The following is a 15,379-nucleotide window of genomic DNA, read 5'->3' as shown; positions in this document are numbered from 1 at the left end:
TGGCAGCTTAGCGCGCCAGCGACAACAACTGACGGGTATATTCCTGTGCCGGTGCGGCAAACAGCGCTTCGCACGGCCCCTGTTCCACCACTTCGCCCTGACGCAGTACTACCAGCTGATGACACAGGGCACGCACTACCTGCAAATCGTGACTGATAAACAGCCAGGCGATACGATGCTGCTGCTGTAAACGACGCAACAGCATCAGGATCTGCTTCTGGACCGAGCGATCCAGCGAGGAAGTCGGCTCATCCAGAATAATCAGCTCAGGTTCCAGCACCAGCGCGCGGGCAATGGCAATGCGCTGGCGCTGGCCGCCAGAAAATTCTGCCGGGTAGCGCTGTCGGCTCGCCGCATCCAGCCCCACCTCTTGCATCACCGCCACGACTTTTGCTTCCAGCTGCGCCGCACTTAATGTTGGCCGGTGCACCTGCAGACCTTCCGCGATAATCTGCTGCACTGTCATGCGCGGGTTCAGCGATGAGTTGGGATCCTGAAACACTACCTGGATACGCTGACGCAGCGGCAGCATCTGCTGACGGTTCATCTGGTGCAGGGGCTGGTTGTCGAACCAGATCTCTCCCCGCGAGGCGATAAGTCGCAGCAGGGCGAGGCCGGTGGTGCTTTTGCCTGAGCCCGATTCGCCGACCAGCCCCAGACTTTCGCCCGCACGCAGCGTAAAGCTCAGGCCGCGCAACGCATGATGTTCCGCTACCGTACGTTTCAGCAACCCGCGGCGGATGGGGAAAGCGACGGAGAGATCTTTAACCTGCAACAGCGCAGGCATGCGCGGATCTACCGGTTCGGGGATTCCCTCCGGTTCCGCCTGTAACAGCTCGCGCGTATAGGGATGCTGTGGCTGGCTGAACAACGTCTGGCTGCGACTCTGTTCCACCGCGGCGCCCTGACGCATCACCGTCACCGTATCGGCCAGCTGGCGCACAATATTCAGGTTGTGGGTAATAAACAGCATAGCCATGTTCATTTCGCGCTGCAGTTCGCGCAGCAGCGCCAGGATCTGCGCCTGTACCGTGACGTCGAGCGCCGTGGTCGGCTCATCGGCGATCAGCAGTTGTGGCTGTGTCAGCAGCGCCATGGCGATCATCACGCGCTGTCGCTCGCCGCCGGAAAGCTGATGGGGAAAGTCGTTCAGACGCGCTTGCGGCTGGCGAATACCCACGCGATCGAGACAGCTGAGCATTTCAGCGCGGGCCGCTTCCCGCCGCATCCCGCGATGTAACGACAGCACTTCGTACAGCTGTTTTTCTACAGTATGCAGCGGATTGAGCGAGACCATCGGCTCCTGAAAAATCATCGCCATCTGGTTGCCGCGTATGCCGCGCAGCGTACGTTCGCTGGCCTGCAACAGATCCTGCCCGTTAAACAGAATTTCACCATGCGGATAGGCCACTGGCGGCGAAGGCAATAAACGCATCACCGAAAGTGCGGTCACGCTTTTGCCCGATCCCGATTCGCCGACCAGCGCCAGGGTTTCGCCCGCCTCGATATGCAGAGAAATATCCTCTACCACGCGGCGCTGTTGTACGCCCTGACCAAAGGCGACAGCCAGATGATTAATGGCAAGCAGCGGCGACGACATTCAGCCTCCTTTCGCGGGATCAAAGGCGTCGCGCACCGCTTCGCCAATAAAAATCAGTAGTGACAGCAGGATCGCCAGGGCAAAAAAGCCCGAGAGGCCCAGCCAGGGCGCCTGCAAATTATTTTTGCCCTGCAGCAGCAATTCGCCCAGCGATGGCGACCCCACCGGTAAACCAAAGCCAAGAAAATCGAGCGAGGTAAGGGTAGTTATCGAGCCGCAGAGGATAAAGGGTAGAAAGGTGAGGGTCGCCACCATGGCATTGGGCAGCATATGACGTAACATAATGCGCGCGTCGCTGACCCCCAACGCCTGCGCCGCCCGGATATAGTCAAAGTTACGCGTACGCAGAAATTCGGCGCGCACTACGCTCACCAGACTCATCCAGCCAAACAGTACCGTGACCAGCAGCAGCCACCAGAAACCTGGCTGGATCACGCTGGAGAGCAAAATAAGCAGGAACAGCGACGGCATACCGGACCAGACTTCAATTATCCGCTGACCAATCAGATCGATCTTGCCGCCGAAGTAGCCCTGCACGCCGCCCACCACAATACCTGCCACGCTGGAAAAGAGCGTTAGCAGCAGGCCAAACAGCAGTGAAATGCGCGTGCCGTAGAGCAGCCGCGCCAGCACGTCGCCGCCGTTAGCGTCGGTACCCAGCCAGTTTTGCCGTGACGGCGGGGAAGGGAAAGGCACCTCGCTGGCAAAGTTGATGCTGTTGCCGCTGAAGCGGATCGGAGCCCAGAGCGCCCAGCCCTGTTGCGCGATGCGCTGCTTTAACCAGGGATCCTGATAATCCGCAGCGGTCGCCAGCGGGCCGCCATAATCGCTTTCGCTATAGTCGATAACCAGCGGGAAGTACCAGCGCTGCTGATAATGCACCAGCAGCGGCTTATCATTCGCCAGCAACTCGGCGCCCAGCGAAAGCAGAAACAGAATGAGAAAAAGCCAGAGAGACCAGTAGCCACGCCGGTTACGGCGAAAACGCTGCCAGCGAGCCTGGTTAACGGGAGACAAGCGCATCAGCGGCCCTCAAAATCGATACGGGGATCGACCAGCGTGTAGGTGAGATCGCTCAGGATATTCATCAGCAGGCCTGTCAGGGTAAAGATATAGAGCGTGCCGAACATCACCGGATAATCGCGCTGGATGGTGGCGTCATAGCCCAGCAAACCGAGCCCGTTCAGGGAGAACATCACCTCGATCAGCACCGAGCTGGTGAAAAACATGCTGATAAAGGTGGCGGGAAACCCGGCAATCACCAGCAGCATGGCGTTGCGAAATACGTGATGATACAGAATACGCCGCTCATCCAGGCCTTTGGCGCGTGCGGTTACCACGTACTGTTTACGCACCTCATCCAGAAAGGCGTTTTTGGTCAGCATGGTGAGGGTGGCAAAGCCGCCAATCACCGTTGCCAGCACCGGCAGGGCAATATGCCACAGGTAATCGATGATTTTTCCGTACCAGGGCAGGCTGTCAAACTGCGGCGAGGTCAGTCCGCGCAGCGGAAACCAGTCGAGATAGCTGCCGCCCGCGAACAGCACAATCAGAATAATCCCGAACAGAAATGCCGGCACCGAATAGCCGACAATAATAAAGGTACTGCTCCAGACATCAAACGCGCTGCCGTTGCGTACCGCTTTTTTGATGCCCAGCGGAATCGAGACCAGATAGATAATCAGCGTGCTCCACAGGCCCAGACTGATGGAAACAGGCAGACTCTCTTTGATAAGCTGAATCACCGAGGCGCTGCGGAACAGGCTGTCGCCAAAATCGAAGCGGACATAGTTCCACAACATCTCTACGTAACGCTGCCACAGCGGCTTGTCGAAGCCGTAACGCTGAGTAATCTCTTTTATCACTTCCGGATCGAGGCCGCGCGCGCCGCGATACTGACTGTCGCCGGGGTTGCCGCCGTTCAGACTGGCGCGGCCCGGCGCGTTATCGCTGCCGCCGGGGATGACACTGGTCTGACCAAACTGAATATTGGCCAGCGCCTGATCCACCGGGCCGCCGGGCGCAATCTGCACAATAAAGAAATTGAGGGTAATGATCGCCCAGAGCGTCGGGATCACCAGTAAGAGTCTGCGCAAAAAATAGGTGACCACCTGCTCTCCTTAACGTCGCTGAGCCGGCAGCTGCGCGGCTTTATTGGCATCGTACCACCAGTTATCCAGCCCGGTACTGTAAGCCGGCTTGATGGCCGGGCGGGAAAACTTGTTCCAGTACGCCAGTCGCTCTTCGGCGTTATACCAGAGCGGCAGCATGTAGTGATTCCACAGCAGTATCCGATCCAGCGCGCGACCCAGCGGCAGCAGCGCCTGCTGATCGCCCTGGTGCGCCACAATCTGTTTTACGAAATGGTCCACAATGGGATCTTTTACCCGCGCGGTATTCCAGGTGGAGTTAATAAAATCAGATTGCCAGAGGTACTGCAATGAGGAGGAGGGCCAGGGCATGGCGTAATAGTTTGACGGGATCATATCGTAATCCCCTTCGCGCAGACGGCGCAGATACTGTGAGTTATCCACCTGACGCAGCGTCATGGTGATGCCGAGGCGTGCAAGGTTATGCTGGAAGGGCAACGCCCACTCGTTGCTGGTGCCGCCGCGCAGCAGCAGTTCAAAGCGGAAAGGCTGGCCGGTCCGGCTGTTGACCAGCTGGCGATTTTTCAGCGTCCAGCCCGCCTCCTTAAGTAACTGCAGCGCCTGCAGCAGTTTGTCGCGCTCGTAACCGCTGCCGTCAGAGCGGGGCGGGGCCCAGACCTGGTGAAACAGCTCCGCTGGCAGCTGCGTGCGAAACGGCGTCAGCAGCTTCAGCTCGTCATCATCCGGCACGCCCTGCGCGGCATATTCGGTGTTCTGAAAATAACTGCGGGTACGTTTCCAGGCCCCATAGAACAGCGTTTTGTTCATCCACTCAAAGTCGAAGGCCAGCGTCAGGGCTTCGCGCACGCGGCGGTCAGCAAACAGCGCTTTTTCATTGTTAAAGGCGAGCCAGCGCGTATCGGTCGCGGCGCTGTTGTCGGTGACCGCTTTGACAATATTGCCCTCATCAAAGTGACGGCCACGATATTGGGTAGCCCATTTTTTGGCGGAAGACTCTTCGCGCAGATCGAAAGCTCCAGCCTTAAAAGCCTCAAAAGCGACATTATCATCAAGATAGTAGTCGTAGCGCAGAGTATCCACATTGAAACGGCCGCGATTGACCGGCAGGTCAGCTGCCCAGTAATCGGTGACCCGACTGTACTGAATAAACTGACCGGGTTTCCAGGCGCTAATACGCATCGGGCCGCTTGCCAGCGGCGGATAACCCAGCGGCTCGTTAAACGGCTTGTCCCGCCAGAATTTCTCAGGCAGTACCGGCAGCGTCAGCAGGTTAAGAAGCAGATCTTTATCGGCTTTCGGCATGGTGATACGCACCGTCCGGCTATTCAGCGCACTGACCGTCACGCCTTTAAAGGTAATGCGGAACTGCGGCACCCCTTCGGTCATAAATTTTTTAAAGGTGAAGGCAACATCCGGGGCGACAATCGGTGTACCGTCGTGAAAGCGTGCCAGAGGGTTAAGGGTAACCTCCATCCAGCTGAAATCGTCGGGATAACGCGCCGAGACGGCAATCAGCGGATAATAGCTGGCCGGTTCGTCGTCAGAGGTGGTAAACAGGCTGTCGTAAAGCGCATCGGTGCCGGCGCCGGGATTACCGCGCGAGGCGAAGCGATTGAAATTATCATAGGTGCCGATCACCGCCAGCGTCATTTTCCCCCCCTTAGGCGCGGCGGGGTTGGCGTAATCATAGTGGGTAAAGTCCGGCGCGTACCTGGGCGCGCCCAGACGGGAAAAGCTATTGCTCTGGTGGATGTTTGCCGCTGACAGTGACGCCAGTCCCCCCCAGAGCAGTAAAACGGTCACGATGCGAAGCAGCATAAGCGCGGCACTCTCCTGATCATTAACATCGCTGCTGAACCGCCAGCGCTACGCCTGTGATAAGGCGAGGGTCTGCTGGCGATAATAGTCGAGCAGCTTTTCCAGCTTCAGCGGACGGCTATAAAGGTAGCCCTGCAGATGCGTCACGCCGCGGTTAACCAGCCAGTTAGCCTGTTCGCGGGTTTCGACACCTTCGGCCACTGTTTTCAGATTCAGCTTTTTCGCCAGGCTCAGCACTGCATCCAGTACCGGCGAGGTGACCGTTTCCGTCCCGATGCTCTGGACAAAACCGCGATCGATTTTCAGATAGTCAAAGGGGTATTTTTCCAGATAGATCAGGGCACTGTGCCCGGTGCCAAAATCATCAATGGCGATTTTAATCTCATTGCTATGCAGCCAGGTAAAAATCTCACCGGCATTTTTTTCCCGCACCATGGTGCTTTCGGTAATTTCAAAAATGTAGCTGAAATGACCGTCCGGCATGGCGTCAAGCCACTGCCTGACGTCGCCGCGAAAGGCATCCGACGCGAGGTGCAGGGAGGACAAATTCAGCCCGATACGTGTCCCCTGCGGTACATACTGACACAACTGATGGGCATCGCGCGCGACCAGCTGAAACAGGTGACGCGTCAGAGGAATAATCAGATTTTGCGCTTCAGCATAGCTGATAAAAGCGTCAGGCGGTATCGCCCCTTTGGTGGGATGGTTCCAGCGCATCAGCGCCTCCAGGCCGTAGGGCTGTCCGTTCAGGGTAGCGATCAGCGGCTGATACTCCACATGAAACTCGCCGCGTCTGATACCGCGCATAATTTCCCGGCCTGGTCGCGGATGCTGCATCAGCACCAGCCAGCAGGCCACGCTGACCAGCAGCGCTAACAGAATACCGCTCAGGATAATCAGATAGTAATCGTGCGCGGTGAGCGTGCTGCCAAAGAGCACAAACTGGATCGGATAACCGGGCACGGCACTGCGCATTAATGCGTCAGCGGGCAGCGCGCTGACCGGCACGATAGTGGATTGTCCGCTGACCAGCGCATAATCCTGTACCACAATGGCCATACCGGTGATTTCCGGGTGATAAGAGGCCAGCAGCTGATAGGGCGTCAGCGTCAGGCTCATGGTTGCCAGCAAGCCGGTTTGCGCTTTTCCGGCGGTTTTCAGCCACATCCCAAGGGCCGCCTTATGCGGTTGCAGCGGCGTCCCCTCAAGCAGTTGAAAATCGCGGTCGCTGTCAAGATTCAGCGCTGAAGAGAGGGCATTGATCGGCAGCATCAGCGGGCCGGTCACCGAAGAGCAGTAGGCGTTGCGGTTACGTACCAGCAGCAGCGTGCGAATGTTTTCGGCAAAGGCGACGCGCGTGGTGAGTTCCTGCGCGACGCTGTTACAGGCAAACTGGGTATATTGCACCAGCGGATTAAGGGTATTAACCAGCGTATCCAGTACCTGCTGAAGATCATGCTGACTGTAGTTAACCAGCTGCTCGTGCTGCTGCACGCGCTTTTGCCAGGTAACAAGCAAGCCTGTCGTCAAAAACAACACAAAGAACGCAATGCCCGCAATCGCACTGTGCCGGGCGATACGGCGCGGATAAGTTGCATGACGCATCAGCGTCCTGGACAGTGGCATGGAGTACATTCCCCTTGTCGTGCCTTTTATTATTGAACTGCGCAACTGCTCTCTGGTGTAAGGGGATGAGAATATAACGAGAGTCGGGGAAATGTCTCGATATAATTATGATTCGCAATCGCTTTTCAGCAGGGGATGCGGCAAAAAGGCGATTTAAGTAAAATAAAAAAAGACGCTGCCGGGCAGCGTCTTTTTTATCTCTGGCTGAGAAAGGATTTCAGGAAAACCGGGCTTAGCTGGGATTACGGCCTAACACGCGACGGGCTTCGCGATAGCGCGCTTTCCAGTAACTTTCATTCAGGCTGGAAATCATGACGCCACTGCTGGTAGAGGCGTGAACGAAACTGTCGTTGCCCAGATAGATGCCCACGTGGCGGCCTGTGGAACCGGCACGAAATAACACCAGATCACCAGGACGCAATTTATTACGCGACACTTCTTTTCCGGTCTCTTTTTGTTCCCAGGTCGAGCGCGGAAGATCTAAACCGAACTGTTCGCGAAAGGTGCGCTGGACAAAAGCAGAGCAGTCGATACCGCCTTTGGTCGTGCCGCCCAGACGATAGCGTACGCCTTTCCAGTCGTCATATTGCTCCATAATGCGGGATTTAATATCGACATTGCGCACCATCTCTTCGAATTCATCCTGAGACGCCTGAAGTAAAAAACCATTCTGGTTGTTAACTTCATGCTTCTCGTTTTGCGCATTCTGACTGTTATGTGTACCGCTACATGCTGAGAGAAGGGTCGCCAGTGCTACGGCAGGCACTATTCGCCAGATATATCTCAGAATTGGTTGAGATTTGACCATTGTTGATGTTTTCCTTCGAAGTCCTTACGACATTATTGTCGTCAGCCAGATGACAAAACGGAATGAGATTAATAAGCAAATCGACCTAAGACAATTCCTTAATTAATAAAATGTGTTACTGAACACACTTTATCGCTAAAAAAAGTCCTGACTTTTGCTACGCCTGGTCTCACCGCAACTGAGGTTAACCGATTAAAAGCCGCGTGGCGAGCGGTTTTATACAAATATTTATAGGTTTTTTTGATATGAATCAAACTGTAATATTCTGGTTATTTTATCGACAATTGTGAGGAAATAAAGGCGGAAATAAGGGCTAATAAAGGCGGCATTTCAGGGGATCAATGCATTTTCAGAGATTTGCCACTGGACGAAGAATAAGCACGCTTATCTTATAAAGAAATATCCATAATCTTTTCTTTTGTCAGGATTTGATGAGTAACCTCACTATGTGACGTTTTTTACGCGCAGACGCACTATTACCGCATGGCAGGTCTGCGCGTGTGTAGTTAGCGTTGCGGCTTGTGCCGGCCAGGGAGATTAACCTGGAGCCAGTCAGTCAGCCTGTCGCTGCCCGGCGTCAGCAGCCACCAGCTCAAACCGACCAGCACTACTGACAGCGAGCCCACCGCAATATCGGTAAACCAGTGCGCCCCCGCCATCACGCGCGGCAGAGAGAACAGCACCACAATCACCACGCCGGTAAAAAAGGCGCGCAGGCCAAAGTAGCGCCACATAAAGCAGGCGAAGATCATCAGCATCATGCCGTGGTCACCCGGGAAGCTGTCCTTTGAGGCATCTTTGGCAGGGATACCGGTCAGCTCACTCACGCGGTGAATATTGTCGAAATAAAGGGTAGGACTGGCATGCTGGACTGGCAACAGATGCCCGAGCTGGTTCAGCACCACGGCGCTCAGCAGCATGGTGATGCCGATAGCCAGCAACCGGCGGCGTCCTGGCGGCGTTTCACGTTGCCAGTAGTGGAAATAAAGCAGCCCCATCGCCAGCAGCGAGACCAGATCAAAGCCGCGAAAGTTGGTGATCGCCACCAGCAAGGCGAAGCCAGGGTGATCCAGCAGAAGATCGTTAAAGCGGAAAAAGATCGCTTTATCCAGCCCAAACCAGAAGCCGTGCTGGGGTAACAGATACCAGGAAAGAAACAGGCCAATCCCCAGCAGATTCAGTAGCAGAACAGTAACCAGACGCGTTGCAGTCATCTTTTCGACTCAGCAGAAAATAACGGCAAAACCTACCGCAATCAGCTTAAACGAAGCTTCAACAATGTTGTCTGCAGAGCGTTCCAGTCAGTAAGCTGGTCATGAATGAGCTCAATCCGGCTGTCGGGCGGCGGCGACTGGCGGGTTTCAATTTGCAGATCCAGACCCTGGCGATTGATACTGACCAGACCTTCCGGAATACGCAACACGCCTTTGACGCGACCCACCGGGGCAAGACGCGCCCATTCCAGCACGCCGACGGTGTCAAATACCGTCTCCTGATCGAACACCCAGCCACAGGCGTAGTAGCCCTGGCCCTCATTCAGCGCCCGGCGCCAGCGCGTCTGACCATCGAGTTTTAACGCCGCCAATCCGCTGGCGGGCGCGCTATGCGCGTGATGGTGCTGTGCTGACGGCAGATCGCGTGCCGGGCCGCGCGGCGTATCCAGCAGCGCCGGATCGATATTGCCATAGCGCGCGACCACCAGCTGGCGATCCCCCAGCTGCGCCTGCTGCCACTCCGCCAGACGTGCTTCATCCTCTGTGCTCCAGCGATCACTTTTATTGGCGATAATAATGTCCGCTGCGGCCAGCTGATCGCGGAAGTTTTCATTCTCCCGCACGCGCGTATCGCTCAGCTGGCGTGGGTCGAGCAGGGTCAGCGTCGCATTCAGGGTCAGCCAGGGTTCATAAACCGGCGAGGTCAGCATGGTCAGCAGCTGCTTCGGATGGCCGAGACCGGTGGGTTCAATCAGCAGCCGATCCGGCTTAGCCTGCTTCAGCAGCATATTCAGCCCCACCTGCATCGGCAGACCGTTGACACAGCACATGCAACCGCCAGGAATCTCTTTCAGAATGGCGCCGCCCTCGGCCAGCAGCGCGCCATCGATGCCGATTTCGCCAAATTCGTTCACCAGCACCGCCCATTTTTCATGTTCAGGCTTGTACGCTAACAGATGAAGCAGCGTGGTGGTTTTTCCGCTGCCCAGAAAGCCGGTAAGTAAATTCACCCGCGTCATGCTCTCCTCCCGCTAAAAATAACGCAGCGTCGCAACAGGCGCTGCGCCGCTGTAAATATCAGGCTGTGGTGTGATAACCCTGAACGGCGCGCACTGCCTGCGCCAGGGGGATCAGTCCGCGCGGCTCATATAGCGACGCTCCGGAACATGGATACGGATGCGGTCACCGTTGCTGAGATATTCCGGCACCTGCACGACCAGACCGGTGCTCATACCGGCAGGCTTGGTGCGTGCGCTGGCAGAAGCCCCTTTAATGCCTGGCGCGGTATCCACAATCTCCATGTCAACCGTCTGCGGCAGCTCCAGCGCCAGCACCTGGCCATCCATTGTCAGCACCTGAATACCCGGGATACCGCCTTCCGGAATAAACAGCAACTCATCTTCAATCTGCTCTTTTTTGAAGATATAAGGGGTGTAGTCTTCATCATCCATGAACACATATTCATCACCGTCGATATAGGAGAAGGACACGGCGCGGCGGCTCAGGGAGATAGCATCAAGAATATCGTCGCCTTTAAAGCGCTCTTCCACTTTTAATCCGGTGCGAACATCGGTAAAACGCATTTTATACAGCGTAGCCGCACCGCGCGCGCTGGGGCTTTGAATATCGATATCTTTCACCAGCAGCAACTTGCCGTTCCAGCTGACGGCCATACCACGTTTAATCTCATTCGCTTTTGGCATCGCATTTCTCACTCAGTGATAAAAATTGTGCGCGCAACGTTACTCGTGCAGCGTAAAACAGGCAAGACACGACGCAGGAAATTTTGGTGTCCCCGGCCGGGTGGCGTGAACAGACGGGGCAGCCCGGGGCTGTTTGCTGATGCCAGCGGGCATCGGACAACTCTTGCCCGCGCTGCGCCGGGGTAAAATTTCATTCCCGCCTGCCAGGGCTTCTGGTATCGTCGCCCCACTGGTGATCAGAAGGGGGATTAAGCATGGAATGTCGTATTGATTGCGGAGCATGTTGCATTGCGCCTTCTATCTCTTCGCCGATTCCGGGCATGCCGCACGGCAAACCGGCGAATGTCAGATGCGTGCAGCTGTCGGACGATAACCTGTGTAACCTGTTTGGTTCAGCGTTACGGCCAAAAGTATGCGCCAGCCTGCGGCCTTCTGCGGAGATGTGCTTAACCAGCCGTGAGGAGGCGATGACCTATCTTATTGATCTGGAACGAAGCACGGCATCCTGAGGGCAGGGCGCGCAGCACCAATAAACTCCAGGCGCTGAGGGCTGTTTTATCTTGCTGCCGGCCAGAACTCTTCTTGTCTGCCGTATCGACTGCGGCCTTGCAGACGGGGGAGGTTTAGTTACGCGGGGAAACGGTTAAACGCCGGTTTTCCGGGGGCCCGGAGCAGAAGGGCTATTCGCCAAATTTTTCCTGAAAGATGCGTTGTATGCCGCCAAGGTGCCAGTTCAGTTTTTCCAGCGCTTCATTATCCTGTTCTTTGCGTAACAGTTCGACAATGCTTTCGTGATCGTTCTGCGAGCTTTCCAGCTCTTCCCGGGTTCTGGAGAGATGGTTTAAGAACGCGCGGATGCGATTGATATTGGTCTGGTAAAAATCGATCAAGTCTCTGTTTTGGCTGGATTCAATAATGGCCATATGGAAGGCGGTATCCGCTTCCCGGTAATCCTCCGGCGCACGTTCCAGCGCCTCGCGTCCCCACTGCAGATGGCGCTCCAGCAGGCTAATCAGGGACTGACGATCGTGGCGCAGCGCCAGCGTCAGCGCACCTGCTTCGAGGATTTGCCGCACCTCGGAGGTTTGCTGCATCTCCTGCGCATTAAAGGAAAACACAAAGGTGCCCCGCTGCGGAATAACCTGCACCAGCCGTTCCATTTCCAGCTTTTGTAAAGCTGCCCTGACCGGGGTACGGCTGACATTAAGCTGCGTCGCAATATCATTTTCAGAAATTAATGAGCCGGGCGCTATTTTGCAATTAACGATCAAATCACGAATATGATCGGCCAGCAGCTGGCTTAATGACTGAGGGCGGAGAATCTTTTTCGCTGACCAGTCTATAAGAAGTTTATCGGAGGACATAATAGCGCGTACTTCCTTTAAACAAATCAGGTTTATTGGCGCAATAGTTACATGGCCCACGGCGAGATGCAAGGCACCCGCCCGGCCAGCGGCGGGGAAAGCGCCGCTGGCCAAAGCGCATCAGGAGGTGAACAGATATTCCTGCTGCTGAATATGCGCCTGATTAAGGGCCATCCCCATACCGGGGCCTTGCGGCACCTGAATAAGGCCATTTTCCGGCACCAGCGGATCGCGCAGGAAATACTGGTGAATATCGTTCCATTTCACCAGATACTCCTGGTACGGTGTATGAATCGGCGACTGGGTGCTGGTAAAATGGGCGGTCGCGATAGTGGAATGGCCATGAGGAATCACCTGCAAATCGTACATGGTGGCCGCCGCAGCAATTTTTAACGTTTCAGACAGGCCGCCACACCAGTAGATATCTGGCTGGACCACATCCAGCACCTTTTCCTCGAAAAAGCGTTTGAAGCCCCAGCGGGTATACTCATGTTCTCCGCCCGCCAGCGGAATGGTGAGTTTCTCTTTCAGGCGGCGCATACTGCCGATTCTGTCGGGCATTACACACTCCTCCAGCCAGCGCGGGCGCCAGGGCGCAATGGCTTGCGCCAGCTCCAGCACATAGGTCACGTCCATGGACTGCCAGCAGTCAAACATCAGATCGTAATCCTCTCCCACCGCTTCACGCAGCGTCTTCACCAGCGCAACATTCTTTTTCAGTCCTTCCCGACCACTCATCGGGCCATGGCGGAAAAACCATTTTTGTCCGCGATAGCCGAGGGACTTGTAATATTGTGCGCGTTCACGTACCAGGCCCATATCCTGTACGGCAAAGCCCAGCATCGAAGCATAGGCCGGGATCGCCTCGCGCACTGATCCGCCAAGCAGACGATAAACCGGTTGTTGCATCCACTTGCCGCGCAGATCCCACAGGGCGCAATCGACGGCACTGATGGCCAGCATGGCGTCTCCCTGACGGCCATGCACCATGGCGCGATGCATTTGATCCCACAGGCGTTCACTGTCGCGCGCATCCTGGCCGATCAGTAAGCGGCGCAGACTGCTGTGGATAATGGCGGCAACCGCGTGCGGGATTGGACCCGCCAGCCCATCCACACCTTCGTCCGTGGCAATCTCCAGAAACACGGTGGTAATGGCGAAGCCCTCTTTCAGCTGAACGCCGCCGTCATGATCGTCAACGGCACGATATTCCGCATAAACATCCAGCGGGCGCGCCAGGCGCTCTTCCCAGAACGGCGCGTGACCGGGCATTACGCCTTTAACCTGAAGTAAGCGGATATCCACAATTTTCATCTTACTGACCCCTTATGTGAGTAGCGATTTTGCTGTACTGATGATGGCGACGGAAAATAAGGCTCAGGGTAATAATCGACAGCAGCGCCATGGCGGCTAACCAGTAAAATCCGCCGTTATAACTTCCGCTCCGATCGCGTATCAGGCCGATAACCCAGGGATTGATGATGCTGGCGATACTGCCCAGCGCATTAATCAGGGCAATACTGCCGGCGGCCACCGAGGCGGAGAAAAACTGCCCGGGCAGACCCCAGAAGACCGGCATAGCGCCAAAGAAACCAAAGGCGGAGCAGCAGAGAAACGCCATTCTGACCAGCGGATCATCGAACCAGGCGGCACTGACCAGACCCAGGCAGGAGATAATCAGCGCGAGATAGTTCGCCAGCAGACGCGAACCGGGACGGTCAGCCAGACGCCCCAGTACCAGCATGCCCAGCAAGCCGAAAATATAGGGAATGATGGTGACAAAGCCGGTCTGAATATGACTCAGGCCGGTTTCGCTGATAATCAGCGGCAGGAAAGTGCTGACCGCGCCATTGAGATTCGCCAGACCGTAATAGGTGAGGCTAAAGAGTAAAACCAGCGGGCTGAAGAGGGCTTTCAGCATCCCGCCATGGGCGCGTGGCGGCAGCGCTTGCTGTTCCGCCGCCAGCGTGGCGATTAGCCAGCCTTGCTCATCCTCTGTAAGAAAGCGGGCATCTTTTGGCTTATCGGGCAGCGCAAAGGGAACAATCAACCCCAACACCACGGCGGGAATGGCCTCCAGCAGAAACATCCACTGCCAGCCGCGTAGTCCCATCCAGCCATGCAGCTCCAGTAACAGCGTGGAAACCGGCGTGCCGATAATCAATGCGATGGGGATACCAGCCATAAACGCGGCAATAATGCGTCCGCGCCAGGCGGCCGGAAACCACATGGTGAGGTAGAAGACGATACCGGGAAAAAAACCGGCCTCGGCAGCGCCGAGCAGGGCGCGCATGACATACAGGCTGTTTTCATTCCAGACGAAAATATGCGCCCCGGAAACGATCCCCCAGGTCACCATAATTCGGGCAATCCACCAGCGTGCGCCTACTTTTTCCATCAGCAGATTGGAAGGCACTTCAAGCAGTGCATAGGGAAGAAAAAACAGCCCTGCCGCCAGACCAAAACTGGCCGCACTTAGCCCGATATCCGCGTTCATGGTTAAAGCAGCGACGCCGATATTGGCTCGATCAATAACGGCAATCACATAGCAAGCGATCAGCAACGGAATCAATCGCCAGGAAAGTTTGCGCATTACCATTTTTTCAACATCAGAATCAGCGTTTTGCATAGGGGTTCCTGATAGCAGCGTTATTGGTATTCAAGATACTTGTATACAAGTACATTTTTTATCCGCTTTCGTCGGCGCACTCAAGGAAAGGAATGCAAAAACGAGAGTTGAAGCGTTTCACAGGAAAAACTGTGATCCAGGTTGCGTTACGCGGGATTAACAGGCTGATACTGATAAGGTGCTGTGGCTGTTTTTACTCTGACGCTGCCGCATAACAGAGCCATACAGCACTAAAGACGCAGCCGGTCAGAAGTGAACAGGTGGAACAAACCCAACAGGCACTATTCGCTGCCTGCTGTTGCCAGCGCTGAACTGCTGCTGAAAAGTTGCCCTGATGGTGACAGCTTTAAAGCGAAGATTTCAGCACGGCGCTGAATAAATGAGTTACAGAATACGAAGTGTGCGTGGCATCAAAGATCTGCTACGCCATTTACGCATTTTCTTGCCTGCGTCCCTTGTGCTGCTCCATGATTATTGAAACGTTTCAGCGTTGTCGCCGCCCTGTT

The 15,379-nt window shown here is 55.7% G+C and carries 13 protein-coding genes; 1 reads left to right on the top strand and 12 read right to left on the bottom strand.

What is annotated here, in order from left to right:
* Positions 1 to 7: 7 nt before the first annotated feature.
* The 9 genes from yejF to yeiP form a co-directional block, all read right to left on the bottom strand.
* Positions 8 to 1,600, bottom strand: a complete 1,593-nt coding sequence (gene yejF / locus E0E17_RS00675; protein ID WP_130830820.1) for a microcin C ABC transporter ATP-binding protein YejF — start codon at positions 1,598 to 1,600, stop codon at positions 8 to 10.
* On the bottom strand, positions 1,601 to 2,623 hold the full coding sequence (locus E0E17_RS00670; RefSeq protein ID WP_130830819.1) for a microcin C ABC transporter permease: 1,023 nt from the start codon (positions 2,621 to 2,623) through the stop codon (positions 1,601 to 1,603).
* Positions 2,623 to 3,711: a microcin C ABC transporter permease YejB gene (locus E0E17_RS00665; RefSeq protein WP_130830818.1), complete on the bottom strand. Its 1,089-nt coding sequence runs from the start codon at positions 3,709 to 3,711 to the stop codon at positions 2,623 to 2,625. The genes E0E17_RS00670 and E0E17_RS00665 overlap by 1 nt, the downstream gene beginning before the upstream one ends.
* A gap of 9 nt (positions 3,712 to 3,720) precedes the next feature.
* Positions 3,721 to 5,529 carry an extracellular solute-binding protein gene (locus tag E0E17_RS00660; RefSeq protein ID WP_130830817.1) on the bottom strand — a complete coding sequence of 603 codons (1,809 nt, stop codon included), beginning with the start codon at positions 5,527 to 5,529 and terminating at the stop codon, positions 3,721 to 3,723.
* A gap of 48 nt (positions 5,530 to 5,577) precedes the next feature.
* Positions 5,578 to 7,155, bottom strand: coding sequence for a cyclic di-3',5'-guanosine monophosphate phosphodiesterase PdeN (gene pdeN / locus E0E17_RS00655; RefSeq protein WP_130830816.1), 1,578 nt, complete (start codon positions 7,153 to 7,155; stop codon positions 5,578 to 5,580).
* 232 nt (positions 7,156 to 7,387) lie between these two features.
* The gene (gene mepS / locus E0E17_RS00650; RefSeq protein ID WP_130830815.1) at positions 7,388 to 7,963 is read right to left on the bottom strand and encodes a bifunctional murein DD-endopeptidase/murein LD-carboxypeptidase; all 576 of its coding nucleotides are present in this window, start codon (positions 7,961 to 7,963) and stop codon (positions 7,388 to 7,390) included.
* Between the two features lie 506 nt (positions 7,964 to 8,469).
* Complete coding sequence (locus tag E0E17_RS00645) at positions 8,470 to 9,177, bottom strand: phosphatase PAP2 family protein (RefSeq protein ID WP_130830814.1); 708 nt, start codon at positions 9,175 to 9,177, stop codon at positions 8,470 to 8,472.
* Between the two features lie 41 nt (positions 9,178 to 9,218).
* Positions 9,219 to 10,196 (bottom strand): CobW family GTP-binding protein, encoded by a 978-nt coding sequence (locus tag E0E17_RS00640; protein ID WP_130830813.1) that lies wholly within the window; start codon positions 10,194 to 10,196, stop codon positions 9,219 to 9,221.
* A 111-nt stretch (positions 10,197 to 10,307) separates the two neighbouring features.
* A complete protein-coding gene (gene yeiP / locus E0E17_RS00635) occupies positions 10,308 to 10,880 on the bottom strand; it encodes an elongation factor P-like protein YeiP (protein WP_130830812.1) in 573 nt (190 codons plus the stop codon).
* A gap of 254 nt (positions 10,881 to 11,134) precedes the next feature.
* Here yeiP and E0E17_RS00630 point away from each other — a divergent pair, with 254 nt between their 5' ends.
* Positions 11,135 to 11,389, top strand: coding sequence for a YkgJ family cysteine cluster protein (locus tag E0E17_RS00630; protein WP_130830811.1), 255 nt, complete (start codon positions 11,135 to 11,137; stop codon positions 11,387 to 11,389).
* Between the two features lie 171 nt (positions 11,390 to 11,560).
* Here E0E17_RS00630 and E0E17_RS00625 read toward each other — a convergent pair whose 3' ends face one another.
* The 3 genes from E0E17_RS00625 to E0E17_RS00615 all read right to left on the bottom strand — a co-directional run bounded on the left by E0E17_RS00625 (position 11,561) and on the right by E0E17_RS00615 (position 14,873).
* The gene (locus E0E17_RS00625; protein ID WP_130830810.1) at positions 11,561 to 12,244 is read right to left on the bottom strand and encodes a GntR family transcriptional regulator; all 684 of its coding nucleotides are present in this window, start codon (positions 12,242 to 12,244) and stop codon (positions 11,561 to 11,563) included.
* A gap of 120 nt (positions 12,245 to 12,364) precedes the next feature.
* Entirely contained in the window at positions 12,365 to 13,558 is a 1,194-nt protein-coding gene (locus tag E0E17_RS00620) for an enolase C-terminal domain-like protein (RefSeq protein WP_130830809.1), read from the bottom strand.
* Position 13,559: 1 nt separating this feature from the next.
* The gene (locus tag E0E17_RS00615; protein ID WP_130830808.1) at positions 13,560 to 14,873 is read right to left on the bottom strand and encodes an MFS transporter; all 1,314 of its coding nucleotides are present in this window, start codon (positions 14,871 to 14,873) and stop codon (positions 13,560 to 13,562) included.
* Between the last annotated feature and the right edge of the window lie 506 nt (positions 14,874 to 15,379).

It is taken from the genome of [Erwinia] mediterraneensis (genome assembly GCF_900604315.1).
Classification (GTDB): Bacteria; Pseudomonadota; Gammaproteobacteria; order Enterobacterales; family Enterobacteriaceae; genus Pantoea; species Pantoea mediterraneensis_A.
The sequence above is the reverse complement of the archived record's forward strand: the minus strand, read 5'-3'. Positions and strand labels throughout refer to the sequence as shown.